Source organism: Bradyrhizobium sp. B025 (genome assembly GCF_042257955.1).
In the GTDB taxonomy this organism is placed as follows: Bacteria; Pseudomonadota; Alphaproteobacteria; order Rhizobiales; family Xanthobacteraceae; genus Bradyrhizobium; species Bradyrhizobium diazoefficiens.
This window is the reverse complement of record NZ_CP170150.1, coordinates 6,169,023-6,195,883: the sequence shown is the minus strand read 5'-3', so window position 1 is coordinate 6,195,883 and position 26,861 is coordinate 6,169,023. Positions and strand designations below refer to the sequence as shown.

Annotated in this window: 22 protein-coding genes; 12 read left to right on the top strand and 10 right to left on the bottom strand. The window is 64.6% G+C overall.

The features are described 5' to 3' along the window. Positions 1-179: 179 nt before the first annotated feature. On the bottom strand, positions 180-1,166 hold the full coding sequence (locus ACE10W_RS29220; RefSeq protein WP_162603709.1) for a helix-turn-helix domain-containing protein: 987 nt from the start codon (positions 1,164-1,166) through the stop codon (positions 180-182). A 248-nt stretch (positions 1,167-1,414) separates the two neighbouring features. Here ACE10W_RS29220 and ACE10W_RS29215 point away from each other — a divergent pair, with 248 nt between their 5' ends. Next, positions 1,415-1,555: a hypothetical protein gene (locus ACE10W_RS29215; protein ID WP_162603708.1), complete on the top strand. Its 141-nt coding sequence runs from the start codon at positions 1,415-1,417 to the stop codon at positions 1,553-1,555. Positions 1,556-1,648: 93 nt separating this feature from the next. Here the strand turns inward: ACE10W_RS29215 and ACE10W_RS29210 are convergent, their stop codons facing one another. From ACE10W_RS29210 to ACE10W_RS29190, 5 genes are all read right to left on the bottom strand, one after another. Further along, positions 1,649-2,605, bottom strand: a complete 957-nt coding sequence (locus ACE10W_RS29210; protein ID WP_110116865.1) for an alpha/beta fold hydrolase — start codon at positions 2,603-2,605, stop codon at positions 1,649-1,651. Between the two features lie 17 nt (positions 2,606-2,622). Then, positions 2,623-3,579 carry a heme-binding protein gene (locus ACE10W_RS29205; protein WP_110116864.1) on the bottom strand — a complete coding sequence of 319 codons (957 nt, stop codon included), beginning with the start codon at positions 3,577-3,579 and terminating at the stop codon, positions 2,623-2,625. An 82-nt stretch (positions 3,580-3,661) separates the two neighbouring features. Beyond that, positions 3,662-4,363: a type 1 glutamine amidotransferase domain-containing protein gene (locus ACE10W_RS29200; RefSeq protein ID WP_171463800.1), complete on the bottom strand. Its 702-nt coding sequence runs from the start codon at positions 4,361-4,363 to the stop codon at positions 3,662-3,664. Between the two features lie 181 nt (positions 4,364-4,544). Next, positions 4,545-5,252, bottom strand: coding sequence for a hypothetical protein (locus ACE10W_RS29195; protein ID WP_011089008.1), 708 nt, complete (start codon positions 5,250-5,252; stop codon positions 4,545-4,547). Between the two features lie 118 nt (positions 5,253-5,370). Next, on the bottom strand, positions 5,371-8,214 hold the full coding sequence (locus ACE10W_RS29190; protein ID WP_110116863.1) for a winged helix-turn-helix domain-containing protein: 2,844 nt from the start codon (positions 8,212-8,214) through the stop codon (positions 5,371-5,373). Between the two features lie 327 nt (positions 8,215-8,541). Between ACE10W_RS29190 and ACE10W_RS29185 the strand changes: the two genes are divergently transcribed. The 7 genes from ACE10W_RS29185 to msrA all read left to right on the top strand — a co-directional run bounded on the left by ACE10W_RS29185 (position 8,542) and on the right by msrA (position 14,153). Further along, the gene (locus ACE10W_RS29185) at positions 8,542-9,207 is read left to right on the top strand and encodes a sensor histidine kinase (RefSeq protein WP_271551097.1); all 666 of its coding nucleotides are present in this window, start codon (positions 8,542-8,544) and stop codon (positions 9,205-9,207) included. A gap of 151 nt (positions 9,208-9,358) precedes the next feature. After that, the gene (locus tag ACE10W_RS29180; RefSeq protein ID WP_375762220.1) at positions 9,359-10,045 is read left to right on the top strand and encodes a VOC family protein; all 687 of its coding nucleotides are present in this window, start codon (positions 9,359-9,361) and stop codon (positions 10,043-10,045) included. Between the two features lie 237 nt (positions 10,046-10,282). Next, positions 10,283-11,596, top strand: a complete 1,314-nt coding sequence (locus ACE10W_RS29175) for an epoxide hydrolase family protein (protein WP_110116860.1) — start codon at positions 10,283-10,285, stop codon at positions 11,594-11,596. A gap of 72 nt (positions 11,597-11,668) precedes the next feature. Then, complete coding sequence (locus tag ACE10W_RS29170) at positions 11,669-12,517, top strand: enoyl-CoA hydratase/isomerase family protein (RefSeq protein WP_110116859.1); 849 nt, start codon at positions 11,669-11,671, stop codon at positions 12,515-12,517. Between the two features lie 206 nt (positions 12,518-12,723). Beyond that, positions 12,724-13,146, top strand: coding sequence for an OsmC family protein (locus ACE10W_RS29165; RefSeq protein WP_011089002.1), 423 nt, complete (start codon positions 12,724-12,726; stop codon positions 13,144-13,146). A gap of 21 nt (positions 13,147-13,167) precedes the next feature. After that, positions 13,168-13,608 carry a cupin domain-containing protein gene (locus ACE10W_RS29160; protein WP_011089001.1) on the top strand — a complete coding sequence of 147 codons (441 nt, stop codon included), beginning with the start codon at positions 13,168-13,170 and terminating at the stop codon, positions 13,606-13,608. Between the two features lie 29 nt (positions 13,609-13,637). Then, positions 13,638-14,153 (top strand): peptide-methionine (S)-S-oxide reductase MsrA, encoded by a 516-nt coding sequence (gene msrA / locus ACE10W_RS29155; protein ID WP_038966770.1) that lies wholly within the window; start codon positions 13,638-13,640, stop codon positions 14,151-14,153. 178 nt (positions 14,154-14,331) lie between these two features. Here the strand turns inward: msrA and ACE10W_RS29150 are convergent, their stop codons facing one another. After that, entirely contained in the window at positions 14,332-14,973 is a 642-nt protein-coding gene (locus ACE10W_RS29150; RefSeq protein WP_304564126.1) for a TetR/AcrR family transcriptional regulator, read from the bottom strand. A gap of 212 nt (positions 14,974-15,185) precedes the next feature. Between ACE10W_RS29150 and ACE10W_RS29145 the strand changes: the two genes are divergently transcribed. The 3 genes from ACE10W_RS29145 (at position 15,186) to ACE10W_RS29135 (ending at position 18,758) form a co-directional block, all read left to right on the top strand. After that, positions 15,186-16,259 carry an HlyD family secretion protein gene (locus ACE10W_RS29145; RefSeq protein ID WP_375762219.1) on the top strand — a complete coding sequence of 358 codons (1,074 nt, stop codon included), beginning with the start codon at positions 15,186-15,188 and terminating at the stop codon, positions 16,257-16,259. Further along, entirely contained in the window at positions 16,256-17,749 is a 1,494-nt protein-coding gene (locus tag ACE10W_RS29140) for an MDR family MFS transporter (protein ID WP_011088997.1), read from the top strand. The genes ACE10W_RS29145 and ACE10W_RS29140 overlap by 4 nt, the downstream gene beginning before the upstream one ends. Positions 17,750-17,819: 70 nt before the next feature. Beyond that, complete coding sequence (locus ACE10W_RS29135; RefSeq protein ID WP_011088996.1) at positions 17,820-18,758, top strand: aldo/keto reductase; 939 nt, start codon at positions 17,820-17,822, stop codon at positions 18,756-18,758. A gap of 45 nt (positions 18,759-18,803) precedes the next feature. Here the strand turns inward: ACE10W_RS29135 and ACE10W_RS29130 are convergent, their stop codons facing one another. Continuing rightward, positions 18,804-21,644 (bottom strand): winged helix-turn-helix domain-containing protein, encoded by a 2,841-nt coding sequence (locus tag ACE10W_RS29130; RefSeq protein ID WP_110116857.1) that lies wholly within the window; start codon positions 21,642-21,644, stop codon positions 18,804-18,806. A gap of 293 nt (positions 21,645-21,937) precedes the next feature. On the opposite strand from ACE10W_RS29130, the gene ACE10W_RS29125 reads away from it, so the two are divergent. Beyond that, on the top strand, positions 21,938-22,927 hold the full coding sequence (locus ACE10W_RS29125; RefSeq protein ID WP_110116856.1) for a tripartite tricarboxylate transporter substrate binding protein: 990 nt from the start codon (positions 21,938-21,940) through the stop codon (positions 22,925-22,927). Between the two features lie 2 nt (positions 22,928-22,929). Here ACE10W_RS29125 and ACE10W_RS29120 read toward each other — a convergent pair whose 3' ends face one another. After that, positions 22,930-24,090 carry an MFS transporter gene (locus ACE10W_RS29120; protein ID WP_028175692.1) on the bottom strand — a complete coding sequence of 387 codons (1,161 nt, stop codon included), beginning with the start codon at positions 24,088-24,090 and terminating at the stop codon, positions 22,930-22,932. Between the two features lie 883 nt (positions 24,091-24,973). Beyond that, a complete protein-coding gene (locus ACE10W_RS29115; protein WP_271551052.1) occupies positions 24,974-26,185 on the bottom strand; it encodes a transglycosylase SLT domain-containing protein in 1,212 nt (403 codons plus the stop codon). Between the last annotated feature and the right edge of the window lie 676 nt (positions 26,186-26,861).

The window sequence follows — 26,861 nt, the reverse complement described above, 5'->3', positions numbered from 1 at the left end:
CAGACAAAGAAAAGGGGCCGTCCTGTGTGGGAGCAGGGACGGCCCCGAGTGGCTCGTAGGCCCGGGAGGACGAGGGCGCGAGCCGGCACAAGTGGCAGGGCACTACGTTCGAAACGTTGCAGACCAAACCAGACGCGTATTCCGCAACGCCATGTCGCCTGTCGTGTCGAAAGGACGAGCTACGCGGCCGCGCTGGCCATCCAGTCCCTGTCTGCAGCAGGACGGCGCCGCGGCAGCGCTTCCGCTGCGAGAGGCTCGGCCTTGCTGGCGAGGCGCCAGCGTGCCGGAGACTGGCCGCTGATGCGCTTGAAGACGGTCGAAAAATGCGCCTGGGTGCTGAACCCGACGGCAAGCGCGATTTCGGCCAGCGGCCGCCCGGTCGTCGCGAGCAGCGTCTTCGCATTCTCGATCCGGTGATTGAGCAGATATTCGCGCGGACGGTAGCCGGTCGCGGCGCGGAACTGTGCTGCAAAGTGCATTCTGGACAGGCCGGCGACATTGGCGAGTTCGGACAGGCTGATGCAGCGGTCGAAATTGTCCGCGATATATTGCTCAACGCGCCGCAGCCGCCATTTCGGCAAGGCGTTGACCCTGGCACGCGGCGGCTCCAGCCGGGCCAGATGCATCGCAAGGGTCTGGCCGACGCAGCGTGTGAACTCCCGGTCCGCGGCATCGCCATGCTCGGTCAGCGCCCTGGCGAGCTCGGCCGCGAGCGGGTCGCGCAGCAGGACGAGGTCGCCAAGTCCTTCCGCGGCAGGCGATTGCGCCGGGAAATGATCGGCGGAGATATGGAAGTGCAGGAAAGCGCAAGGCGCCTGGAATTGTGCGGCGAGAGGCTTCGACGGTGCGCTGACATAAAGCGTCCCTGCGGGCATGGTGCCGTCGAAAATGACCTGGCGGTCACGGGTCAATTTCGCACGCGTGGCCTTCAGGGCAATTCCGACGAAGTAGCGATCCTCCGGCGTCGTCGCGTCGTGCGAAGAGCTGTCTCTGAAATCCTCCCATCGCGAAATCGTGATGTCCTCGATCGCCGCCTCCGGGCCGCGGTCGATCCGGCGCCACCCGCGTTCCCTCGGGATCGCCTGTGCTGCCTGGCGGAGCTGGTGATCGCGCGGCTCGGCCTGAAGTTCAATCCAGGCAGGCGCCGCCTGCAAGTCGGTAAACATCGCTCGTCCTCTCTTGGCATCGCGGCCGCTGGCGGCGACCGGCAAACCCCCAAGCCCAAAGCTTTCAACAAGGCTTTCGAGAAGGTTTTCCATGCTCAGAGGATAGGCGTGAGCCGGACAAGAAGCCCGTTAGTGATGATTAGGATGTGTTAGATTTTGTGTGCGCGAACATGGTGTGACAGCCCGTCGCAGAGAGGTCGACTTTCTCAGATGTTTCAAGTCTTTGCGCCGATTGGCGTGGCGCGAGGATGGCGCCGGACCTGATGTGGCGATCGACCCACCGGTGTGAGGTTCGCGCTCGGCGTTCACTGGACATCGCCTCGGCGCTCGATATGGTCGCCGCGCGTCTCGATGCGGTGAAGGTGGTCGTCAGGATGAGCGAGAAGTGAACGAGCTTTCGGCAGGACATGGCTCCCGCAGCAGTGGATCATGACGTCGAGAGCCGCGCCGGCGGAAGCCGTCGGCGCCTCCTGCCTTCGTCTTCAGCCCTTGTGTCCGTCCAGTCGCGCAAGGAAGTCGCGGACGAGCGACGCGATCTCGTCGGTCGCCTCGTCCAGCGCGAAGTGACCGGCTTCGAGGATGTGAACCTCCGCCTCCGGAACATCGTCGCGATAGGCCGTGGCGCCGGCGACGGCGAAGGATGGATCGTACTTGCCCCAAACCACCAGCGTCGGTGGCCGCGTCTTGCGCAGCCAGTCCTGCCATTTGGGATAGGACGCGACGTTGGTCCGGTAATCCAGGAACAGCGCGGTCTGGATCTCGGCCTGGCCCGGGCGCGTCAGAAACGCGTATTCGTCGGTCCATGTATCCGGATCATAGCGTTCCGGGCGCGGGCTGGAACCGAGGTGCCGCTGGCGTGTCGCCTCCAGAGAGGTGAAGTTGGCCTTGAGCGCCTCGAGTTCGTGCGCCGGATCCGCCCAGTATCTGCGACGCGCTTCCCAGAGCGGGCTCAGCCCCTGCTCATGCGAAACGGCGTTCTGGATGATGATGGCGCTGGTACGTTCGGGATGCGCCAGCGCCATGCGGAAGCCGACGGGGCCGCCGTAATCCTGCATGAACAGCACGTAGCGGCTCAGGCCGAGCTTCGCCGTGAGCTCGCCGATCACGCCGGCGATATTGTCGAACGTGTAGGCGAAGCCGGACGGCGGCGGCGCGCTGCTGTTGCCGAAGCCGGGATAGTCCGGTGCGATCAGGTGATATTTGTCGGCCAGCAGCGGCAGCAGGGGCTCCCACATCCGCGAGGAGGAGGGGAAGCCGTGCAACAGCAGCACGGTCGGCGCGTCGGCCGGCCCGGCCTCGCGGTAGAAGATCTTGAGGCCCCGGATCTCGACGTTGTGATAGCTGATCGAGCGCCGGCTCGACCGCAGCTCCTGCGCCGAGGCCTGCACGGTCGCGCAGGCAAGGGCGGCAGAGAGGGCGAGGGTGGCTGGAATGCTCATATGTCGTCGCTCCGATGTCAGGCCGCGGCGCGATCGCCCGCTCCGGCGCTCGCGCGCGCGGCAGCTTCGGCCCGCCGCACGACGTCCGTGAGCTCGGGCGTAAAGCTTTCGTCGCCGTCCTCGATATGTCCCGTCAGCCGCGCGGTGATCTCCTGGAACACCCAGCCGTTGCCATCGGGATCGCTGAACGAGGCGTAGGAGGCGTAGCTCTTGCGCTGCGGGTTCGGGCCGGCGGCAAGGTCCTGGACGCTGGCATGATGGAATATGCCGCCGGGGTCGTGGAACGGCTCGCCGACGGTGATGCCGCGACGGCACAGGTCGTCGCATGCGGCCTCGATGTCGGACACGATGAGATGGAGCCCCTTCACGGAGCCGGGAGCAGCAATGGTGAGGTTGCTGCCGAAAATGACTGAGCAGCCCGAGCCGGGAGGCGTGAACTGGATCACGCGATAATTGCTTGGGCCCTGATAGTCGATGTCGAGCCGCCAGCCGAGGTCGGCATAGAAGCGCTTGGCGCGCTCGACGTCCGAGACCGGGAGGACGACGACCTCGATCTTCATATCGACCGTATCGGTGGCCGCGGGTTCGCGAAGCCCCGCCTCGAGGATGTCGACGTCCTGCTCGACGGTCCCGCCGCTGATGCCGACGCCGGCGACGAGCTGTCCGTCGATGTGCAGCGGCGCGCCGCCGCCCATCGAGCAGAAGCGTCCGCCCGCAACTCCCATCAGGGGAAACAGCGCCTGTCCGGGCTGGACCATCGGAGAGAGCTCCGCCGTTCGCAGCCCCACCAGCGCGGACGTATAGGCCTTCCGCTCCGACAGCTCGAGCGAGAAGGTCGGCGCGCCGCTCATACGGTGCTTGAGAATGATGTTGCCGTGAATGTCGATGATGCAAACCGCCATCGGAACTGTGGCGCGGGCAGCCTCCGCTTCGATGCGCTCTGCGATCGTCTTCGCATAGGAAAGCAGGTCCATGATCGTGTCCTCTCCGAGGAATATCGCGGCGTCGGGAGGCGCCGTCGCGGGCGCCTCCCGAGATGCGACCGCATCCAGAATTTTACGAAGCCTTCGCCATCGGCTTGCCCTTGAGGGCGGCGAGCAGCGTCTGCGCGGCGGGGCCCGACGAATGCGGATTCTGTCCCGTGATCAACTGGCCGGCGCTGACGACGTGCACGCCCCAGTTTGCCGTTTTCGAGAAGACGGCACCGAGCTTCAACATCTCGTCCTCGACGAGGAAGGGAACCACCTTGGTCAGGCCCACGTCCTCTTCCTCGCCGTTGGTGAAGCCGGTCACTTCCTTGCCCTGGACCAGCGGCTTGCCATCGGGCGTCTTGACGTGGCGCAGCGCTCCGGTCGAATGACACACGACGGCGATGGTCTTGCCGGCGGCGAGGAAGGACTCGATCAGCTTGACCGAGTTCTTGTCTTCGGCGAGGTCCCACATCGGGCCATGGCCGCCCGGATAGAACAGCGTGTCGAAGTCTTCCTGCCGGACGCTGTCGAGGCGGACGGTCTCGTCGAGCTGGGCCTCCGCCGCCGCATCGTTCTCGAAACGCACCGTCAGGTCGGTGCGGAACTCGGGCTCGTTGCTCTTGGGGTCGAGCGGCGGACGGCCGCCCTTGGGCGAGGCGAGCGTGATCTCCGCGCCGGAATCCTTGAAGACGTAGTAGGGGGCTGCAAGCTCTTCGAGCCAGAAGCCGGTTCTGCGTCCGGTGTTGCCGAGCTGGTCGTGGGAGGTGATGACCATCAATACTTTCATGACACGGATTCCCTTGATTGCGTTTGCTGAATGACGCGCTCCCTCCTGGTGGAGCACATCGGTGCAAGTCTTCGTCGAGCTGCTGCGTTCGTTCGCCGCTCGCAAGCGTAATCTGCACCCAAGTTGGGCCGTTGGCTCGTTATGTGGTGTTAGACGTTGCGAGGGCGGCGTGTCGCCGCGGCTACTCGAACACGGCGTCGAAGATCTCGACGTCCATCAGCACGGGCCTGGCAATCACGGTTCCATCAGCCTGCAGCGTCTGCACACGCCGAAGCGTCGGCACCACGATGCCGGCGAAATTGTCATGGGCCCAGGAATAATGCGCTACCTTCATCCCGAAGAGATCGTGATCCGTCCGCCGTTGCAACGCGCTCTGGTCGAAATAGAAGATCTGCTCGGGCGCGAGGGTGATCAGGTGCGCGGGGAATTGCGCCCGCAGCCGCCGCCAGGTCTCAGTGCCTTCAGACCACGGTGACAGCTCCTCCAACACGACATCGGGATGAGCGAGCAGGAATGGAATCGTCAGATAGTTCCAGATCGCGACGCCGCAGAAGAAGACGAGATGCAGTTCGTCCGCAAGCGCGGGGGCACTGGCCTCGGGAAATGCAAGGCTCGGATTGCGCCAGGTCCGCAGCACCTCGCCATCCAGGCTTTCGATCGTGATCGCGTCCGGTTGAAAGGAGCCTGAGTGTTCTCCCCCGGTGATGCCAGTGAAGCGGACGGATTGCGTCCGGGTCGAGCCTTCCGCGGTCACATCCTTGAATTCTCTGGCATGTCCGGCACTGGAGAACAGCATTCCGCCGACGGAAAGGTGGAGCGTGAAACGGTTCAAGCTGCTCCAGCGGTCCAAACCGCCGCTGGCATCGATTACATCGTGAAGGAGAGCCATGTCCCGCCATATCCACCGTGAAACGTCACCACCATGGCGGGGCGGATGCGGCTTGGCGTGTTAGAAGTTGTTAGGAGTTGCGAGCAGGCAGTATGGCGGTATCTCGTTGAAGATACTCTCAATTCAGCGCGCCCAGGAGCTCCCTGGCGGCGACGAGATCACGGGTCTGGAGGCCCTCTTGGTACCGCGCGAGGAGCGGCGCGAGCAGATCGCGTGCGTCGCCGGCCTTTCCGGCATGACGCCAGACGCGGCCGAGGCTGATCGTCCCCCGCAGCTCCCAGCCGAGCGCGCATTGCCGGCGTGATAGATCGAGCGATTTCCGGAAGTAATTCTCGGCCCCCGCGGCATTTCCCGACCCGGCCAGGATGTCGCCCTTGACCCTGAGCATCTCCGGCATGTCGAAGGATTCGCCGTGCTCGGGGATCTGGGCGATGGCCTCATCGATCGTGCGCAAGGCCTCATCGGGCTGGTTCTGCGCGACGAGACCCTCGGCAAGCGCGGTCGCAAACACCGTCGTCATGATCCGGTGCCGTGTGGCGTATAGCGTAGCCTGGCTGCGGCGAAGATGCTCGATCCCGCCGGCGACGTCGCCGCGGCGCAGCAGCAGCTCGCCCTTCTGGCCGATGCCGACCGCGTGGTAGGGGCCGAGGAAGTGCCGCGCCGAATGGTCGATCAGCCGCTCGATCAGGCTTTCGGCACTGGCCCAGTCGCCCACCCAGAGGAACACGTAGATGGTCCAGATCAGGGAAATGCCGAGGGTGAGCGGCTGTTCGAGCAGCTCGGCCTCGCGCACCGTGTATCTGGCCGCCTCGACGGCCCGATCGGGCCGGCCGGTGAGCCAGAGCCCGCGCGCCAGCGCCACCAGTGCAACGATGCGGTCGTCATAACCGAGATGGCCGATGTTCAGCCGCTGCGAGCCGGGATTGTGCACCATCGCGCTCTCGCAGCACTGCACGGCCTTGTCCTGGTTGCCGATCAGATGGTGGGCGACGCCGAGCATCCATTCCACGTTCAGTGTGGCGGCTGGATCATTCAGCTTCCGCGCGACGCCTTCGCCCTGCTCGCCGGTTCCGAGCGCGCCGTGAAAATCTCCGACCCTGGTCAGGTAGATGTGCAAGCCGCGCAGCAGCCAGAGCTGCCAGTGCAGGTCCTCGAGCTCTCTGGCAAGCTGGAGGCTGCGCGTGAAGGCGGAGCGGACCGCCTCCGTATTGCCCTGCGTGAACATCACGGAGACGCCGAGCGCGGCCTGCAACGTCATCTCCTGGCGGCTGTCGATCACACCCTTATCGAGAGATACAAGCGCCTGCTGTGTCCAGCGGTAGCATTCCGTCAGCAATGTCAGCTCGAGGAAGAACTGGGCCGCTGAGGCCGCCAGATCCACGCCGATCGTCCGGTCGCCGCCGTCCGAGAAGCTCCAGGTCAGCGCGGCCCTCACATTGGGCAGGTGGTCGGCATAGGGAAGGAAGCCGCCCGCGCTCTGCATGCCCGTGGATTTGAGCGCGATGTCGTGCAGGAAATCGCGGAAATATTCGGCGTGGGCACGCGCGACGCGGGCCGCTTCGCCGCTCTCGACCAGCTTGCCGGCGACGAAGGTGCGGGTGGTGTCGAGCAGGCGATAGCGCAGCCGCCGCTCCGCGGGCGAGGTCGCGATCAGGGACTTGGAGAGCAGGTTCGAGATGGCTTCGACGGCCTCGGATTCGCCGATACCCTGGCAGGACGCGACGGCAAGCGCGGCTTCCAGGGTGAAGGGCCCGACGAATACCGATAATCCGCGCAGCGTTGCGCTTTCGGCTGCCGGCAGCAAATCGTAGCTCCAGGCGAGCGCGGCGCTTAAGGTCTGGTGCCGCGGGATTGCGCTGCGCCGTCCCCGCCACAGCAGCGAGAAGCGGCTGTCCAGCAGCGAGGCGGTCCCGGCAATGCCGTAGGCGTTCACACGTCCGGCCGCGAGCTCGATCGCCAGCGCTATGCCGTCCAGCCGCCGGCAGATCTCGGCGACGAGCGGCGCATCCTCCTCGCTGAGCTCGAATTCGCTCAGGCTCTCGGCAATGCGTTCCACGAAGAGTTGGCTTGCGGGATAGGCAAGGATGTCGGCGATGCCGAGCCCGTCGCGCTCTGGCGGGCAATCCAGCGGAAACAGCCGATGGACGCGCTCACCTTCGCTGCGAAAGGATTCGCGGCTGGTGGCGAGAATATGCAGCTCCGGCGCCTCCTGGACGAGCCGCTCGGCCACCGGTGCGAGCTCGTCGAGGATGTGCTCGCAACTGTCGAAGACCAGCAGCGTCCGCCGGCTGCGCAGAAACGCCAGCAGGCCCGGCATCGGGTCGTCGGAATTGACGGTCAGGCCCAGGGTTGCCGCAATCGTTCCGGGAACGAGTCGGGCATCTGTCAGCGCTCCGAAATCGACGAAGCTCACCTGGCCGTCGAAGGCCGTGAGCTCGCCATGCGCGACGGCAAGTGCGACCGAGGTCTTGCCGATCCCGCCGGGGCCGACAATTGTGATGAAGCGATGCAGGGCAAGCTCGGCCGAAATCTTCTCGACGGCCTCGTCCCGCCCGATCATCCTCGCAAGCGGTGAGGGCAGCGCGTGGGGCGACGCGACAGGCGGGCTGGTCCGGCTCTCCGAAGGAGCCGGGTGAAGCAGCGGGGCGGTGAAACAATAGCCGCGTCCGGGGACGTTGACGACGTAGCGGGCACCTTCGCCGGCATCGCCCAGCGCCTTGCGCAGCGTCGTGATGTGGAAGCGCAGGCTGCCTTCGTCGACCGTCACGCCGGACCAGACGCGCTTGATCAACTCGCGCTTGTCAACGACCTCGCCGGCGCGCTCGGCGAGAAAAATCAGAATGTCGAGTGCGCGGCCGCCAAGGTGAAGCGGGGCGCCGTCCTTCTCCAGCAGCCGCGACTTTGCGAGCAGCCGGAATGGACCGAAGGCAATCGTCGAATCCTGGTCGTTAGTGTCCGGCACGGGCCAATGATTCCAGTGAAAGGGCTGGCGTCTGCGCTTTGACCTACCTGAGCGAGGTTATCAGTAAACGGACCGAAAGTGGCGAAATCGCGTGGGGATCGGCCGAATGCAGGCGGGATACCCGTCGCGAATTTTGCTTAAACGCGAGCGGTTTATGACGCGACTGCGACAAATCGTCAGCAGGCTTGACCGTCGCGACGACAGCCTCCGCTGCCGGTTTGTGATGCCGCCGATCATAACAGAATCTTGCAACGTCTAACGGGCAAAACGCGCGCGATGCATCCAGTATGGCTTCCGAGTTAGGTCCTATTCCAATGGGAGGCTATCATGTCCGTTATCGGCTCCATGTCGGACGCCAGTGCCGTTCGATCTCAATTTGTCGCCAGCCTTGACGATCAGTCGCGTGATTGGGAACTCGTGCTGCGGGAGTCCCATCACCGCATGAAGAACACGCTGACGCTGCTGGGTGCGTCAGTCCGTCGCGACTTCACGCGGGCCGGCACCAGGGACGTGTCGCTTGCGGTGGATCGGTTCGAGCGGCGCGTCGTTGCTTTCGGCAGGCTCTATCAGCTCCTGTCCGACAACGACGATGACTCGGCCGTCCCCGTCGGGGCTTTTTTCGAAAATCTCTGCGGAGCGCTCTCCGAAGCGGTGCTGGAGCCGGCGGGCGTCCGCTGCGAGGCCGCGATCGAGAGCGGCGTGCTGCCGGCATCGCAATGTCATCGGCTCGCGCTGATGCTGACGGAGCTGGTCACGAACGCGGCAAAGCATGCCTTCCCGAACAAGAATGGGGCACTGATCCGCATCGACATGGACAACCGCGACGGCGCCTGGGTCTGTACGGTGGCCGACAACGGGATCGGCGCCACCGGGCCGCTTCAGGGCACCGGCATCCGCATTCTCGAAGGGCTCGCACGCAGCATCCACGCGCGGTTGCATGGCGAGGCGGGGGAGGGCGGCACGCGGGTGACCATCGTGATGCCGGCCGCTTGAAGTTCGACTGTATCCGGACCCGCTAACGAGCCCAAGCATTCGAGAACGAGCGACATTCGCCGTTCTGCGCAAAGTTGAGCCTGCAAAGCAAAGTTGAGCCTGCAAGAATGGGTTCGGTTGAGAGCCCGCGCCTCACATCAGGGAGTTCGACATGGCTACACTCGAAATCGATCGCGAAGCCGGGACCAGACCCTCGCCGTCGCGCAGCGTTGATCTGAAGCTCGAGGTCGTCGTGATCCCGGTGTCCGACGTCGACCGCGCCAAGGCGTTCTACATGCGCCTCGGCTGGCGACTGGACGCCGATTTTTCCTCTGGCGACGACTGGCGCGTGATCCAGTTCACGCCGCCGGGCTCGGCCTGCTCGGTGATCTTCGGCAGGAACGTCACGGCGGCAGCGCCCGGCTCGGTGCGCGGCCTGTATCTGATCGTCTCCGATCTGGAGGCGGCACGACAAGATCTGCTTGGCCGCGGCATCGCGGTCAGCGAGCCGTTCCACGGCGGCGGCGACGTTCATGCCGGGCCGGACGAGCCATACCTGTTCGGCAGTATCCGGGTCAGCGGTGTTGACCCGAAGCGCGGCAGCTACAGCTCCTTTGCCTCGTTCAGCGATCCCGACGGCAATGGCTGGCTGTTCCAGGAGATCACCACACGACTGCCCGGACGCATCGAGGCAGACGGCACGAATTTCCCCTCGCAGACCGATCTGGCGGCGGCACTGCGCCGCGCGGCGGTGGCGCATGGCGAGCACGAGAAGCGAACCGGCGGACACGACAACTGGGCGGCCTGGTACGCCGACTACATCGTGCGCGAACAGGCCGGTCAGCCGCTGCCCTCCTGACATTGTGGCATTCTCCGTTCACGGCGCGCGATGACTTGGACATCGCGCGCCGTGTTGCGTTGTATCGCGCATCGCAAGATCGCTAGCCTCTAGCGCGCAGGCTCGCAACGGCTAACGCGGTCTAACAATCCATAACGAGCAAATCGGAAGTGCCTGCGCCAATCTCCTTGCACGACGAGCCGACGTCTCGATTTCGAATTCGGTCAACGGTGCCGACCAAAGCAAGGGAGATCCAACATGACCACGCAAGCACGCGCCGACATCCTCAACCCCGACCGCCGTCAATTGCTGGGCCAGGCCGCGATGACCGCGGTCGCCGCCAGCGTTGCGAGCCTGTTGCCGCTCCGTCCGGCAAAGGCGGCGGCGAGCGGCGCGATCCGCCCCTTCCACGTCAACGTGCCCGAGGAGGATCTGCTCGATCTGCGCCGGCGCCTCGCGGCAACGCGCTGGCCCGATCGCGAGATCGTCGCCGACCAGTCGCAGGGCGTGCAGCTGACCACGGTCCAGCAGCTCGTGCGCTACTGGCAGAACGATTATGACTGGCGCAAGGTGGAAGCGCGGCTCAACGCGCTGCCGCAATTCGTCACCGAGATCGACGGCGTCGACATCCACTTCATCCACGTCCGCTCCAGGCACGAGAATGCGCTGCCGATGATCGTCACGCATGGCTGGCCGGGTTCGATCATCGAGCAGATGAAGATCGTCGGCCCGCTGACCGATCCGACCGCGCATGGAGCGAAGGCGGCGGACGCGTTCGATCTCGTGATCCCTTCGCTGCCCGGCCATGGCTTCTCCGGCAAGCCGACGACGCTCGGCTGGGATCCGCAGCGCATCGCGCGTGCCTGGATCGTGCTGATGAAGCGGCTTGGCTACAATCGCTACGTCGCGCAAGGCGGTGATTGGGGCAATGCGGTGACGGAGCAGATGGCGGTGATCGCGCCGCCGGAATTGGTCGGCATTCACACCAACATGCCCGCCACGGTTCCTGATCACATCGCCAAGGCGCTGCAGCCCGGCGGAACGCGCCCGTCAAACCTCTCGGCCGAAGAGCGCATTGCCTACGACCAGCTCGACGATTTCTACAAGCACGGTCTCGGCTACGCGATCGAGATGTCGAACCGGCCGCAGACGCTCTATGGCCTCGTGGATTCGCCGGCGGGCCTTGCGTCCTGGATGCTCGACCACGATGCGCGCAGCGCTGCGATGATCGCGCGGGTGTTCGACGGCGGGGCGGAAGGGCTGTCGCGCGACGATGTGATCGACAACATCACGCTGTACTGGCTCACCAACACCGCGGTCTCGTCGGCCCGACTGTACTGGGAGAACAAGCTGGTGTTCTTCGAGCCCAAGCACATCAATATCCCGGTCGCCGTCAGCGTGTTTCCGGACGAGATCTATGCCGCCCCGCGCAGCTGGACCGAAAAGGTCTACCCGAAGCTGATGCACTACAACCGGCTCGGCAAGGGCGGCCACTTTGCCGCCTGGGAGCAGCCCGCGCTGTTCTCTGCGGAAATGCGCACCGCCTTCCGCCCGCTGCGCCAGTCGATCTGAACCGCATGGGGGACGCGCGCACCCGGCGCGTGTCCCCCGTCCTTGAACGACGCCATATCAGGAGTGCAAACAATGAACCGCCCCGAACGTACCTTCACGACCGAGGACATCCGCCTGGAGCGCCGCCTGCCGTCATATTGGCGCGTCACCTTCGATATGCCGCCGGTGAACATCTTCGGCCCGAGGCAGCTTCCGCTGCTGGGCGACATCGTCACCGCGATCGAGACCGATCCGGAAGTCAAGGTTGTCGTGTTCGACAGTGCCGTCGACGGCTTTTTCATCACGCATTACGACTTCCTCGCGCCGCTGGAGGATTCGCTGGGCATCCCGCCCGGGCCGACCGGTCTCCAGGCGCTGCCCGACATGCTGGTGCGTCTCAGTCGTGCGCCGGTGGTTTCCATTGCCTCGATCCGGGGCCGCGCCACCGGCGTCGGCAGCGAGCTCGCGCTCGCCAGCGACATGCGCTTTGCCAGCCGCGAGAAGGCGATCCTGTCGCAATGGGAAGTCGGTGCGGGCCTCGTGCCCGGTGGCGGACCGATGGCGCGGCTGCCGCGCCTGATGGGCCGCGGCCGTGCGCTCGAAGTGCTGCTCGGCGCCGACGACATTCGCGGCGATCTCGCCGAACGCTACGGCTATGTGAACCGGTCGCTGCCGGATGCCGAGCTCGATGGCTTCGTCGAGGCGCTCGCCATGCGTATCGCGTCGTTCGACAAGGAGGCTATTGCCGAGACCAAGCGCCTGGTCGATGTCGCCAGTCTTCCGCCCGATGTCGAGATCAAGCCCGAGTGGGATGCGTTCCTGGCCGCGCTTGGCCGCCCGGCAAGCCAGGCCCGTATCAAGGCGCTGATGGCGCGCGGCTTCCATCGCGCCGGCGACGTCGAGAACCGGCTCGGCTTCCACGTCGGACAGATCGGAAATTAGAGCGTTTTCGAGCGAAGTGGATACCGGTTCGCGTGAAGAAAACGCGTCAAAACAAGAATCCGGAGCGTCGTTCCGATTCCATCGGAACGGGGCTCCGACGGAACCGCTGCGGCGTTCGGCCGGTTGGAATGGTGACAGGCGGTCGTGCCAATGTCGCTTTCCTCCGGTACCGAGCGCCGGCGCTAAACCCAACAAGGAGAATTGAGATGATCCGCAAAGCAACAGCAGTCTGGAAGGGCACCGGCCGCGATGGCACAGGCCATCTGTCGAGCGAATCCGGCGTGCTCGCCGAGACGCCCTATTCGTTCAAGACGCGCTTCGAGAACGAGAAGGGCACCAATCCCGAGGAGTTGATCGCTGCGGCCCATGCCGGCTGCTTCACCATGGCGCTGGCCTTCGGTCTTCAGCTTGCCGGTTTCACGCCGGACGAGCTCTCGACCGAGGCCGCGGTTACGCTCGAGCCCGAAGGCAAGGGCTTCAAGATCAGCAAGTCGGCACTAACCCTCCGCGCCAAGGTGCCGAACCTTGACGACGCAGGTTTCGCCAAGATCGCCGGCGAGGCCGAGAAGAACTGCCCGGTGTCGAAGGTGCTCAACGCCGCGATCACGCTCGACGCCAAGCTGATCTGACCGAACAGAGGGAGCAGCACCATGCCTCGCCAACATCAGCCGGATGAAGACAGGTTCCGGGCGATCCTGCCGGAGGATATCGCGTGGCAGCCGTTCCCGGCGTTTCCATCCGGCGCGCGCCTCGCCGTCATGGTCGGCCATCCCGCCGAGCCCGGACCTTACGTGGTCCGGGTGAAGGTGCCCGGCGGCACCAGGCTGATGCCGCACAAGCATCCCGAGGACCGCATCTACACGGTCATGTCGGGTGTCTTCTATATCGGGCTCGGCGAGCGTTTTGATGGCGACAAGGTCAAGGCCTATCCGCCGGGCAGCGTCATCGTGCTGCCCGGCGAGACCTGGCATTATCACTGGGCGAAATCAGGCGAATACGTCACGCAGGTTTCCGCCATCGGTCCGCTGGGCCTCGAATATCACGATGACCATGATGATCCGCGCTTGCATGCGGCTGCGGACCAGCGCTGAATATCTCGACTGAACGAATGGAGCATCAAATGACGACGGAACGCGCAGTGTTGGCCGGCGGCTGCTTCTGGGGCATGCAGGATCTGATCCGCAGGCAGCCCGGGGTGACTTCGACTCGCGTCGGCTACACCGGCGGAGAGGTCAAGAACGCGACCTATCGCAATCACGAGGGGCACGCCGAGGCGATCGAGATCATCTTCGATCCCGCCAAGACGAGCTACCGGACGATGCTGGAGTTCTTCTTCCAGATCCACGATCCCACCACGCTCAACCGTCAGGGCAATGACTGGGGCACGAGCTATCGCTCCGCGATCTTCACGACGAGCGACGAGCAGAAGCGGATCGCGGAAGACACGATCGCCGACGTCGAGGCCTCGCATCTGTGGCCCGGCAAAGTGGTGACCGAGGTCACGCCCGCCGGCGATTTCTGGGAGGCCGAGCCGGAGCACCAGGATTATCTCGAGCGCTATCCGGACGGCTACACCTGTCACTTCATCCGGCCCGGCTGGAAGCTGCCGCGGCGGGCGGCGGCTGCGGGAGGCTAGATCGCATCGTCACGTATTGCCGGGGAGAGGCTGGGTCTTGCGCGCGGACCGCTCGCGACGGCAGCCGCCTATTGACGAGGAATGCAAATGTGCCGGTTGTCGTCATTTCATTGTGCGGGAGAGTTGCTCCCGACCGTCACCGGCACGCAGGTTTTCGATCCCGAGAACGCCTCGCGGCTCAATGCGCATCTGCCCGGCATCCGCAGATCACGTCCACGGCCTTCCGGGCAAGCTCCCTTAGCTCGGCGCGGCGGGCGCCGGCGCGAGCGCGAATGGCGATGGTATGCATCGTGGCAGAGGCGAGGATTGCAAGCGCTGCCGGATCGGCATCACGCTTCAGTTCGCCCTTGTCCTGGGCAAGGCGGAAGCGGGCCTCGAAATCGGCGTCAATCGCGCGCAATCCCGCAGCTACGCTGATCCGGATCGCCGTATCTTCTGCGACTTCGGTCACCGCGGTTCCCACCACGAAGCAGCCCCGCGCGGTTCCCTTGCCGGAAAAATAGATCGACAGCGCTGCGTCATAGGCCAGCATCAGGGCTTCGTCCAAGGGATGGTCCCCCGCGAGGGCCTCACGCGTTGCGGCAAGGCTTATCTCCCAATAGCGCGCGAGCGCTTCGAGATAGAGCGTGTGCTTGTTGCCGAACACGGCGTAGAGGCTCGGTGGGCTCATGCCGGTCGCGGCGGCGACCTTGTCCAGGGACGTGCCGGAGTAGCCGGTTCTCCAGAACGTCTCCGTCGCTCGCTTGAGGGCCGTCTCTGCGTCATAGGCGGGCGGCCGTCCGCGGCGCGCCGGGCCCGCTTCGCTCTTCTTCCGTGCCATGTCGCCAAAATCCTGGTTGTACTGTTCCACACATATATTTGTATGGACCGTTATAAAAATCAATGGCCGCGCGTCTTGATAGCGGCACTGCAGTACAATATTTGTAACGTACGTTAGTAAAAAAGATAAGACGAGGGCTCACGATGCGTTTGAACTTTGCGCCAATCGCCGGCTGGTTGGGCGATCGCAGCTTCCGCGGGAGCGAGGGGGCTGTGCCATTGTTCGGAGCGGACCTCGGCCGGCGGCTGCGCCGGCCCCTGATGCTCGCGCTGCCGACCGTGGTCGCCGTGTTCGGCGCCTTCATGTATCTTGCGCAGGAACAATATGTCTCGACCGACGACGCGTTCGTGCGTGCCGCCAAGGTGACCATCAACGCGCGGGTGTCAGGCCAGGCGGTCGAGATCGCCGTGCGCGATAACGAGCGCGTGCGACGGGGGCAGGTCCTGTTTCGGATCGATCCCGAGCCCTATCAGATTGCGGTCGATCAGGCCGAGGCGCGGCTCGGCAGCGCGCGACTCCAGATCGACTCGCTCAAGGCGACCCACCGCCAGCAGCAGGCGGAGCTGCAATCGGCCAGGGAATCGGCTTCCTTCGACGAACGCGAGTTCGATCGCAAGAAGATGCTGGTCGCCTCCGACTTCACGCCGCGTGCGGTCTATGAGCGGGCCGAGACCGATCTCAAGGTCGCCCGCCACCGCATGGCATCGATCGAACAGCAGATTGCCAACACGGTCGTCGCGCTCAACGGCGATCCCGATATCGATGCCGATCGTCATCCCACGGTTCGCGCGGCAAGAGCCCAGCTCGACCGGGCGCGGCTCGATCTCTCCTACGCGACGGTGATTGCGCCCGACGACGGTATCGTGACGAAGGTCGACGACTTGCAGATCGGGGGCTTCGTCAACGCGGGAGCGCCGACGTTCTCGCTGATGTCCAGCCGGGACATCTGGATCGAGGCGAATTTTCGCGAGACCGGCCTGACCCACATGCGTCCGGGCCAGGAGGCGACGATCGACGTCGATGCCTATCCGGATCGCAAGTTCAGGGCGCATATCGTCAGCATGAGTCCCGGCACCGGGTCGGACTTCTCGGTCCTGCCGCCGGAGAATGCGACCGGGAACTGGGTCAAGGTCGTGCAGCGGCTGCCGGTGCGCCTCGAGCTCGACGATCTCGATCCGACCCGGCCGTTGTTCTCCGGCATCAGCGTGACGGCGCGGGTCGATACCGGCCACCGCCGCAGCTGGCCGCATCTGCTCCAAGGCGCGCTCGCGACGGAGGTCAAATGAGCACGACCGTCCCATCGACCGGCGCGGCCGGCGACCATCGTGCGATCTCCGCGGCGGCCCTTATCGCGATCTACATGCAGGCTGTGAACATCTCGATACCGAATGCAGCGTTGCCGCACATTCAGGCGACGCTCTCGATGGCGAATGACGAGGTCGGCTGGGTGTTCTCCTCGTATATCGCGGCAAGTGCCGTGACCATGTCGATCACGCAGTGGCTCGCGGGCCGCTATGGCCGCAAGGCGGTCTATCAGGCTGCCCTCGCCATCTTCACGTTCGGTCTTGTCCTCGACACGCTGGCAACGACGTCGATCCAGTTCGTGCTGGCGCGGATCCTCCAGGGCGCGGCGAGCGGACCGCTCGCGCCGCTCTCCTTGGCCATCCTGCTCGAGGTGACGCCGGCGCGGCATGCGCGCATGAGCCTGGCATCGACGGTCTGCTCCCTGCTCGGCATCAGCACCGGCCCCGCCATTGGCGGCTGGCTCAGTGAATACTACGGCTGGGCGTCGATCTTCTATGTCAGCCTGCCGATGACGGCCTTCATCTTCATGACGATGGCCTCGCTGCTGAGCGAGAAGCGGGCCGAGCGAAGCCAGCCCTTCGACTTCTTCGGCCTGACGACCTTTTCCGTCGGCATGATCGGGCTACAGATGCTGCTGGACCGCGGCGAGCGCCTCGAATGGTTTGCCTCGACGGAGATCTGGGCCGAGGCGGTCGCCTCGGTCCTGGGTTTCTATCTCTTCAGCGTGCACGTGTTGACGACCCGGGAGCATTTTCTCCGCACGGCGCTGTTCAGGGATCGCAATCTCGTCCTCTCGACGGTCATCTCCTTCGCGCTTGGCTTCGTGCTGCTGCCGACCCTGGCGTTGACGTCTCCGATGCTGGAGGAATTGCTCAACTATCCCGTCGACACCACGGGCTACATGACCATTCCGCGCGGTGTGGCGCTGGTGGGAGCGCTGGTGCTGACGAGCCTGGTTCCGGGGCAGGTCGACTACCGGCCGTTCCTCATGGGCGGCATGGCGCTGGTGGTCTATGCCAATTGGCTGATGCTCGGCTATTCGCCGGCGATGGATTGGCGGCCGGTGGTCGAAGCCGGCATGCTCCAGGGTGCCGGTCTCGGCATGTTGTTGCCGGCGCTCGCGAGGGCCGCGTTCGGCACGCTCGATCCGAAGCTTCGCCCGGAAGGCGGCGCGCTGATCAACCTGTCGCGCCTTTATGGCAGCACCATCGGCATCGCGGTGGTCCAGCTCTTCTTCTATGCCAACACCCAGGCCGTGCACGTCGCGCTCGCCAAGCATCTCACGCCTTTCCGCGTCGCGGCGCATGGCGCGGGCCCGATCGGGAAGCCAAGCCTTGCCGCGCTCAACGGCATGGTCACGCATCAGGCGGCCACGGTCGCGGTCATCGATCAGTTCGAGATCCTGATGTTCGCCATGCTCGTCGTGATCCCGCTGGTGTTCTTTCTCCGCAAGCCACGGCCTGCCGGTTAATGCCGGGGAGCCGCCAACCTCGATCGCTTCGTCCGCTAGGGCGGCGAGCAGACAACAAGGGAGTATCACCATGACGACCTCCGATTCGCTTCGTGACACGAGGATTCCAACTCATGAGTCCGTGACGATTCCGGCAGTGGGATTTGGCACGCTCATTCCGGATCCGCTCGTGACCAGGCAGGCCATCAGGGCCGCATTGGAGGCCGGATTTCGACATCTCGATTGTGCGGAGCGCTATCGCAACGAAGCGGCGGTCGGCGATGCGATGCAGGACGCCTTCAAGGCCGGGAAGCTCCGGCGCGAGGAGCTGTTCGTGACGACGAAGCTATGGAACACCAATCATCGGCCGGAGCGGGTCAAGCCTGCCTTCGACGCCAGCCGCCGACGGCTGCAACTCGACGAGATCGACTGCTACATCATCCATACGCCCTTTGCCTTTCAGCCCGGTGACGAGCAGGATCCGCGCGACGCAAGCGGTCGGGTCATCTATGATTCCGGCGTTACATTGGTGGAGACGTGGCACGCGCTGGAGCGCCTCGTTGACGAGGGGCACTGCAAGTCGATCGGCCTGTCGGACATTACCCTGGAGAAGCTGCGCGAGATCGTTGCCGTCGCGCGGATCAGGCCTGCCATGGTGCAGGTCGAATCGCATCCGTATCTTCCCGAATGGGACCTGCTCGACTTCTGTCGCGAGCATGGCATCGTGCTCCAGGCGTTCGCGGCGTTGGGACATGCCATGGAGCCGCGCGTGCTGGAGGATCCCGTGATCACAGCCATCGCGCGGCGCGTGCAGAAGACACCGGCTCAGGTTTGCCTGGCGTGGGCCGTCCAGCGCGGCACGGCGTTCCTGACGACCTCGACCAATCCCGCGCGAATCCGGGAGAATTTTGACATCTCGGCTCTGCCCGAGGATGCGATGCGGGAGATACGAGACGGGATCACGACGAACGTCAGGTTCAACGCAGTGGTGGAGACTGGCGTGCCCGGATTTATTCCAAGGGCCCGATGAACCGGGCAGTGCGGAGCGATCGCTCGACGGCCGAGCAGCGCTGCCTCAGTTCCGGAGCTGCGCGATCAGGCCTCGGGCCTCGCGCATGTCGGCGGTGCGGGATCCCTCGGTCAGCGGCCGGCAAACGGTTTCCAGAACCTCCAGCGCCTCTGCATCGCGGCCTTGTCCCAGTCTGAACCGCGCGAGGCCGATGGCGCATCTCAGCTCCCACGATCGTGCGCCCTGGTGCGTCGCGATGTCCATGGCCTCGCGAAAAGCCGCTTCGGCGGCGGGCAGGCCCTTGGTCTGCTTGAGCATCAATTCGGCCTTGATGCGCGTCAGCTCCGGCAGATACCAGCGCTCCTGGCGGTCGTTGCAACGCGCCAATATGTCCTCGATCATCTCCAGGCCGCGATCGGTCTGGTCGGCCTCGCCGAAACACGCGGCGAGTTCACCGAGCAGAGGAAGAAAGCGCGGCAGGAAGCGCGCATCGCCGGCGCGGTTGAGCTCTTCGCGCAGCAGCGGCAGGCCGGTCGCGACGTCGCCGCGCTTGGCAACGACTGCCGCGTTGAAGGCGCGTGCCCACAGGCCCCACAGCCGGATCGCGTGTCGCTCGGTGTGTTCGAGCAGCTCGGCGCCGTGGCGTTCCGCGGCGGCGAAATCGCCGGCCCAGAAGGCGATCGGGCAGGCCGCCTGTCCCAGCACGCTGCAGAAGGTCAGCGCGTGGCCGTTGGCGAGGCCCTCCTCGATGGTTCGTGCGGCCAGCGCCTGGGCCTGGTCGGCGAGGCCTTGCAGCCACAGGATGCGGGCCCGGAAATATTGCGTCGATATCCTGAGGTCGAGCGGGAATATCTTCGGCTTCTCCGCCAGCACATGCAGCGACGCGTTCACCCTATCGATGCACAGCCGCGCGTCGTTCTGGTCACCGAGATAATGCAGCGCGACGGCCATCAGCCGGTCACCCAGCAGGACATCGGACTTGTCGGGAGAATTCGCCGCCGCGTTCGCAAAACGGTCGGCGAGTGCGCGGGCCTTGCCGAACTGTCCGTTGTTGAACTGGTCGATGCACAGGCCCCAGAGCGCGCGCAGGCGGAAATCCTTGTCGTCGAGCCTGTCGGCGATCTCGAGGGTTGTCTCGAGGATCGGGCGCGCCTCGCGCGCACGGCCCTCGCCATACATCAGCGACCAGCCGAGTGCCGACAGGAGCTGCATGCGGACGCGGCCGTCACCGCCGCTGTCTCCGAGCGCTGCCAGTGCCGTTCTGCAGCGCTCGCGGCATTCGGCGAACAGCGAAAGCCGCACCCACAGCGTGACTGCGGCCGCCGTCAGCGCGATTCCCAGCGCGGGATCGCCGTCGGGCCCGAAGGCCCAGTCCAGCGCGGAGCGCACATTGTCCAGCTCCGCGCCATACACGTGCAGCCACTCGGGCAGCGGCGTCGACGTGTCGGCCTCGGCCCGCTCGAAGAAATCGCGAAAATGCTCCGCGTGGCGCCGCGCGAACTGCCTGGTTTCACCGAGCTCGTTGAGCTTTCCATGCGCGTAGGTGCGCGTGGTGTCGAGCAGGCGATAGCGCAACGTCCGCGAGCCGGACGGCGAGATCAGCGATTTGGTGACCAGGCTGTCGATCGCTTCGAGGGTTTCCGATGCGCTGACGCCGTCGCCTGCCGCGACCGTGGCGGCCGCCTCCGGCGCGAAGGGGCCGGCGAACACCGATAGTCGCCGCAAGGTGGCGCTCTCCGCCGCGGGCAGCAGGTCATAGCTCCAGTCGAGGGCCGCGGCGAGCGTCTGGTGCCGCGGCACGGCCGTGCGTCGTCCGCGCCATTGCAGCGAAAAACGGCTGTCGAGCAGGGAAGCCGTGCCTGCGATGCCATAGGCATTGACGCGGCCCGCCGCGAGCTCGATTGCCAGCGCAATGCCGTCGAGGCGCCGGCAGATGCTCGCGACGAGCGGGGCCTCTTCCGCGCTGAGCTGGAACGGACCCGAGCTCTGGGCAATACGCTCGATGAAGAGTTGGGCCGCGGGGTAGGTGAGGACCTCGGCGACACCCAGGTCTTCCCGTTCCGGCGGACAATCCAGCGGGAACAGCCGGAAGATCCGCTCGCCTTCGCTCCGGAACGACTCGCGGCTGGTCGCGAGAACACGAAGCTGCGGCGCTTCGCGAACGATGCGCTCGACGAGCGGGGCCAGATTGTCCAGCACGTGTTCGCAGCTGTCGAAGATCAGCAGGGCCGGGCCGGCCTTGAGAAATGTCAGCAGGGCCGGCGTCGGATCCTCCGCGCTGATGGTCAGCCCGAGCGCGGAGGCGATGGTGGTTGCAATGTGGCTGGCATCCCGCAGCGGGCCGAAGTCGACGAAGAAGACGCGGCCGCCGAAATCCTGGGAACGCCGATGCCCGACGGTGACGGCGACCGCGGTCTTGCCGATCCCGCCCGGGCCGACCACGGTCATGAAGCGATAGAGCGACAGTCCGTTCGAGATCTTTTCGATGACCTCCTCTCGTCCGACCATCTTCGCGAGCTGAACGGGCAGGGAGCGCGGAGGAACGATGTCGAGGGAGACCGGCGCGACCGGAGCGGCCGCTTGAGCGAGCGACGCGACGAAGCAATAGCCGCGGCCGGGCACATTGACGACATAACGGGCCGACTTGCCGGTATCGCCGAGCGCCTTGCGCAGCGCTGCGACATGGAAGCGCAGGCTGCCCTCGTCGACATTGACGTCGGCCCAGATGCGCTTGACCAGCTCTCTCTTGTCGACGACTTCACCGGGGCGCCCGGCCAGGAAGATGAGGATATCGAGCGCGCGGCCGCCGACATGAAGCGGCGAGCCCTCCTTCTCCAAGAGCCGGGACTTTGGAAACAGGCGAAATGGCCCAAATGAAATGGCCGAGTCTTCGTTATGCTCTGGCACGCGCCATTGCCCCCACGACGGGAGTCAAAAGGTATTATTTTTTGGTCTAGCAGAACGAGGCGTACAGTAAACTGTCCGAAAGCAGCATGGCTGGCAGACCTGCGCAGATCGCTTGGGTCGCCACCGGCCCGCCGGAATAAGACTTAGAACGTAAGGGGTTAGGTCGCCGTCCCATGGCGACCGCGCCGGGACTTGTCCGGGCGGAGCATTGACGGCGGTCGCGGATTGCTGCGATTGCTTGGTTCGGGAGCCGGTCCCGCCTCGACAGTGACTACCGCTTCCGGAATTGAGACATGCCCTCCTACTCGCGGCGACAGGTCGTTCATGTGTTATCGGGCGCGGCGGCGCTCGCCGCCATCCCACGCAGCGGACAAACCGCCGATTATCCGTCTCGTCCCATTCGCCTCGTGCTTCCGTATGGAGCCGGCGGAGCGGGCGATCAGATCGGGCGCCCCTGGGTGGACAAGATGTCGGCGCTGCTCGGGCCGACTTTCGTCGAGTACATCGGCGGCGCCGGTGGCGCGATCGGAACCGCAGCGGTCGCGCGCGAGGAGCCCGACGGCTATTCGCTGCTGCTCGGCAATGGCAGCACGCAGGTCATCATTCCCCTGACCTCGTCAAATCCCGGCTATTCCGTCGGCGATTTCCGGGCCATCTATCGCCTGATCAACAGTGCGCTGGTTTTCGCCGTCCATCCGTCGGTGCCTGCCGCAAATTTGCGCGAACTGATCGCCTACGCGAAGGCCAATCCGGGCAAGCTGTCCTACGGGACGCCCGGGATCGCCACCGGCAATCATCTCGTCGGGGAATCGTTCAAGCAGCAGGCGGGCGGACTGGACATCGTCCACGTTCCCTATCGGGGTATCGCGCAGGCGACCAACGACCTCGTCAGCGGCCAGATCTCGCTCGTCATCGGCGTCATGTCGGTTCAATTGCAGCAGCTGAGCCAGGCCGGAAAGATCCGGCTGCTTGCGGTCACGACCGAAAGGCGGCTGAGCGGCGCACCTGATATTCCGACCGCCGTCGAATCCGGCATGCCGGATCTCAGATATGAGGGCTGGTTCGGCATCTTTGCTCCCAAACTCACCGATGATGCGATCATCGATCGGATCGCGCAGACGACGCGCCTCGCCATGGCCGATCCGGCGCTTCAGGCGAGCTACCGTGCCCAGGGCATGGAGCCGGACAGCGATTCAAGTCCGGACAAATTCCAGCGCATTATCGATGCGACAACGGCAAGCCTGGCGCCCGTGATCAGATCGATTGGATTGAGCAAGTCATGAGCTCACGTGCCGGCAGGTGATACCTCGCGCTGCTCCGTCGTGACGATGCGCGCCGACAGCGTGACCAGTCCCATCAGCACAGCCAGCAGCCAGAACGCCGTCGGCAATCCGCCAAGTCGTGCGACGAAGCCGACGCCGGCGGGACCAACGAGGATGCCGGCGTAGCCCGCGGTCGTGATCGCCGCGACGGCGAGCCCCGTGGGCATCACCGTCTGCCGGGCTGCCCGGCGGAACAGCACCGGCACGAGGTTCGAGGCGCCGAGGCCGATGAGCAGGAAGCCGACTATGGCGACCGCCGCAACCGGAGCCGTGAGCAGCACCGCAAAGCCCGCGACCGCAATGATGCTCCCCCAGAACAGGGTGGTGCGATCCCCGATGCGCGCAACGACGGCGTCGCCGCCGAGTCGCCCCATCGTCATCGCGATCGAGAACACGATGTAGCCGATCCCGCCTTGCGCCTCGGAGACAAGGCCGGCGCCGATGACGAGCAGTGCGCCCCAATCGAGCATCGCGCCTTCGACCAGGAAGGTGATGGCGCCGAGCAGCGCGAGCAGAAGCACGGAGCCGTGCGGCAGCACGAACAGCGGTCCGTCCTGTACCTGCACTGAGCGAAGCAGGCGCGACCAGGTCACAAGCATCGCAATCAGCATCAGGACGGAGCAAATAAGCGTGCAGGCGAGCGCGCCGAGTTGCAGGGAGAGCAGCGCGGTCATCAGCGCTGATCCGGCGAAGCCGCCGATGCTGAACAGCGCGTGGAAGCCGGACATCAGCGGACGTTTCGCTGCGCGCTCCACCTCCACCGCATGGATGTTCATGGCGACGTCGATGGAGCCGAGCGCGGCGCCGAAGGCGAGCAGCGCCAGTGCCAGCGTCGCCGGCGAGCTTGCGATGGCCAGCAGAGGCAGGACCAGCGCCAGACCGAGCCCGCCGGCGATGATGATCGGCCTGCTGCCGTAACGCGCGCTCATGATTCCGGTCAGAAGCATTGCGACGACCGAGCCGATGCCGAGGCTGAGCAGCAGCAGTCCGAGAACGCCGTCGTCGACGCCGAGCCGTGCTTTCGCAAACGGCACCAGAGGCGCCCAGCACGCGATGCCGAAGCCCGCGACGAGGAAGGCAAGTCGCGTCGCAAGCCGTGTCGCCGGCCGGTCGGCAGAAAGCATGAGAACTCCGGAAGCAGAGGCAAGGAGGGCGCGGTCGACAAGCCCGACGATTACCGCGACTTTATGTCCTGATGTGCCCGATTTGTCGCAGCAGTTCCCAGATGTTGCGGAGCATCTCGGCGCCGGCGGATTGCCTGTCGGGCAAAACACCGGCCCTGTTTCGCTGCCCCGTCAATCCCTCGTCATGAAAATATTCCGATTTACAGAAATTCTGATTTGTCGTATGTGTCGCCCATCCCGGCTCATCCTTGAGGGGCGATCTTGTGTCGTCACGTTTCGCGAGCCGGGCTTGCGGTGGACGCGGCAGCGTCGGGCGCGAGAGGCGTGGGCAGGGCGGATTGCTCTCCGTGAGCCCAAGACTTCGTGCTGGATGAGCGGCGCTGTCAGGTTCGTCTCGTCTGTAAGTTTCCGGCTCCGTCGACAGGGCCGGGAAAACTGCGGCGAAATGGCGGGCCGTGCGTACGGCAAAACCGTGTGGTCCTTGCGTCCAGCATTTTTCACTCGGCTGCGACACAAAAAAACCGTTTTCGACCAAAGCGTTAGTCGAATTATTGATAGTGAAGCGATCCACGGGCGCGATGACCGGCCCCAATAGGCCCTAGACCGCTCAATCGGGAAAGCGGACGCAGATCACTTGCGGCTACACTTCTGCCAAGGGCCGGCCATCAGCAAGGTGATTGCCCTGTGAATAATCTAGGAGCCCGGGCCGCGGAGCGGCACTGGTCGAGGTGTCGGGTCAATTCGGCCGCCGAAGCCGAACAACCACCCAGTCTCTAAGTGGAACGCAAACTTATCCGGCGCCGGAACTAGATTGCCGACACAGCTTCTCGACGAAACGAATGTGTGGGCCAAGAGGTGTGCGTGAGAGCAGTCGCAAGCTGTTCTATCTCAAGCGTTCGGCCGCCGCAGTTAGCACAGGATAGCGGGCATAGAGCGTGTCGACGCGGTCCCGCCACATCGCCACGAACGCACCCGAGGTGAGACTATCGACCGACTTCCATTCGCGTTTGACCGCAGGCAGCGTGTTACCCCAGATAGCGCGCTTGCACCATCGCTCGCCCTTCGCCGAGCCCTCCTGGGTTGCGCACATCGATTTCCAGGCAATCCGCTGCGGACGGCTGATGTGTTGGGCGGCTCCTTCCCAGCCCTGCTGGTGGATCAGGTAGAGGTCGGAAAAGGTCGGCTTCTTCTGCGTCATTATTTCGAATAGCGCGGCCTCGCTGAGAAACTTGTAGGCCGCACCCATAGCGTTGTCGCGAGGATTGAGGATGTCGCCCGATCCGTATTTGCTGAACTCAAACTTGCTCAGCTGGAACAGGCCGATATAGGACCCGGTGCGTTGCCTGGGATTGAAATCGGATTCGATTTTGGCGACCGCCTTCATGAAATTGACATCGACACCGAACGCTTCGGCCGCACGTTCGATCTCCCGGACGGGCGTTCCGAGCGGAACGTCGCTCAACGCCGACAAGGCGATCTTCGCGGGTTTCTCCGGCGGCGAAATTTCCGAGTAGACGTAGTATTTGAGATACGACTGTTTGTCTTCGCCCGGATTGGGCGAAGCAAAGGGCGGGCGGTCCTGCTGTAGCGTTGCCGAGTTCTCGGGCAACGCTGCCTCAAGGCTGGCGACCTGCAACATTTGCCCTTGCGAAGTGGTTACATCGGACGGCGGCATCGAGTCCGGCGCCGCGGCGCTAAATCTCGCCGCGACGATCGCATTAGCCGATAATCCTGTATCAAATTTCGTCTCGATGGCCGGGGCCGGAAACGCGGCGCCAGCATTTGTCAGGACCGTCGTCACATTCAGCGGGATGCCCCTGAATGCATCAGCCACTCTTGCATTCGGCGTTGCGATGCTTGGGCGCGGTACCGCGATCTGACCAACCGCGGCAAGCGCTGTCAGCGCGCCGGCAATACAGCTTGCTTGCCAAATCTTCAATGTCGCCAGCCGCGCGGCCGCGGTCCCCCCATTCTGTCCCTGACTTGGCACGCAGATTAAGGAGGCGAGGGGATGACAATGGGGCGCACGTGTGGCGCAGGTGCGGCCAGTCTTGGCCGCGTCGCCAAGACTGCCTAAATTGGAAGTTGCAGTCATGATGGGCCTCTTGCCGAGGAACAGGACGGGCGCCATATCGCGCAACTATCGCTAAACAAGGCATCTTCGTGCGTTCGAGCGAGCGGCAAACTCGCGCGGTGCCTTTGACCCGTGAGAGGCGACCCGGCCAAGCTGTGCCGACGCTAGCCGCGATCAAACTTTGGCTCGTTCTCAGTCAACTGCTTGGCAAGGGGCCGGGCCAAAAAATGACGACCACAGAACGGCATGGGGCTCGCGGGGTGCAATTAACCGGAGGAGCGTAAATTCTCTCTACCCGACTTGTCTGATCGCCAGTTGATTGAAGAGCTTGATGGGCTCGACGCGCGTGCGCGCAGCGGATATGCGAATCGAGGACGAGATTGCAATTACCGCGCCGCAGAAGCGTCGGGCAATGCCTTATGGTCGGTGTATCTGGCTGCAGCGCGGAAACGAGCATTCGGTACTTCCACGCCGTCCAGTGGCGCTTTGCCGCGCGCTCCTTTGGCAATGCTGGTTCGCACTGCGCCGCGATCAGCGACGATCTTGGTGAGGCACGGCGCCCGCCTTGGCTCGACAAACCGCGGATAGTGACCGGGCGGATCGAGGCGCCGGTCATGCTGCAACAACCAAAATGGCGCCTAAGACCTTCAACCACGGACATCGCGCTTTGCTAAAGTTCGGCGAGCGACCGCATGTC

Coding starts and splice junctions, on each gene's coding strand:
- ACE10W_RS29220 (WP_162603709.1), bottom strand. CDS start 1,166: ATGTTTACCGACTTGCAGGCGGCGCCTGCCTGGATTGAACTTCAGGCC.
- ACE10W_RS29215 (WP_162603708.1), top strand. CDS start 1,415: ATGGCGCCGGACCTGATGTGGCGATCGACCCACCGGTGTGAGGTTCGC.
- ACE10W_RS29210 (WP_110116865.1), bottom strand. CDS start 2,605: ATGAGCATTCCAGCCACCCTCGCCCTCTCTGCCGCCCTTGCCTGCGCG.
- ACE10W_RS29205 (WP_110116864.1), bottom strand. CDS start 3,579: ATGGACCTGCTTTCCTATGCGAAGACGATCGCAGAGCGCATCGAAGCG.
- ACE10W_RS29200 (WP_171463800.1), bottom strand. CDS start 4,363: ATGAAAGTATTGATGGTCATCACCTCCCACGACCAGCTCGGCAACACC.
- ACE10W_RS29195 (WP_011089008.1), bottom strand. CDS start 5,252: ATGGCTCTCCTTCACGATGTAATCGATGCCAGCGGCGGTTTGGACCGC.
- ACE10W_RS29185 (WP_271551097.1), top strand. CDS start 8,542: ATGTCCGTTATCGGCTCCATGTCGGACGCCAGTGCCGTTCGATCTCAA.
- ACE10W_RS29180 (WP_375762220.1), top strand. CDS start 9,359: ATGGCTACACTCGAAATCGATCGCGAAGCCGGGACCAGACCCTCGCCG.
- ACE10W_RS29175 (WP_110116860.1), top strand. CDS start 10,283: ATGACCACGCAAGCACGCGCCGACATCCTCAACCCCGACCGCCGTCAA.
- ACE10W_RS29170 (WP_110116859.1), top strand. CDS start 11,669: ATGAACCGCCCCGAACGTACCTTCACGACCGAGGACATCCGCCTGGAG.
- ACE10W_RS29165 (WP_011089002.1), top strand. CDS start 12,724: ATGATCCGCAAAGCAACAGCAGTCTGGAAGGGCACCGGCCGCGATGGC.
- ACE10W_RS29160 (WP_011089001.1), top strand. CDS start 13,168: ATGCCTCGCCAACATCAGCCGGATGAAGACAGGTTCCGGGCGATCCTG.
- msrA (WP_038966770.1), top strand. CDS start 13,638: ATGACGACGGAACGCGCAGTGTTGGCCGGCGGCTGCTTCTGGGGCATG.
- ACE10W_RS29150 (WP_304564126.1), bottom strand. CDS start 14,973: ATGGCACGGAAGAAGAGCGAAGCGGGCCCGGCGCGCCGCGGACGGCCG.
- ACE10W_RS29140 (WP_011088997.1), top strand. CDS start 16,256: ATGAGCACGACCGTCCCATCGACCGGCGCGGCCGGCGACCATCGTGCG.
- ACE10W_RS29135 (WP_011088996.1), top strand. CDS start 17,820: ATGACGACCTCCGATTCGCTTCGTGACACGAGGATTCCAACTCATGAG.
- ACE10W_RS29125 (WP_110116856.1), top strand. CDS start 21,938: ATGCCCTCCTACTCGCGGCGACAGGTCGTTCATGTGTTATCGGGCGCG.
- ACE10W_RS29120 (WP_028175692.1), bottom strand. CDS start 24,090: ATGCTTTCTGCCGACCGGCCGGCGACACGGCTTGCGACGCGACTTGCC.
- ACE10W_RS29115 (WP_271551052.1), bottom strand. CDS start 26,185: ATGACTGCAACTTCCAATTTAGGCAGTCTTGGCGACGCGGCCAAGACT.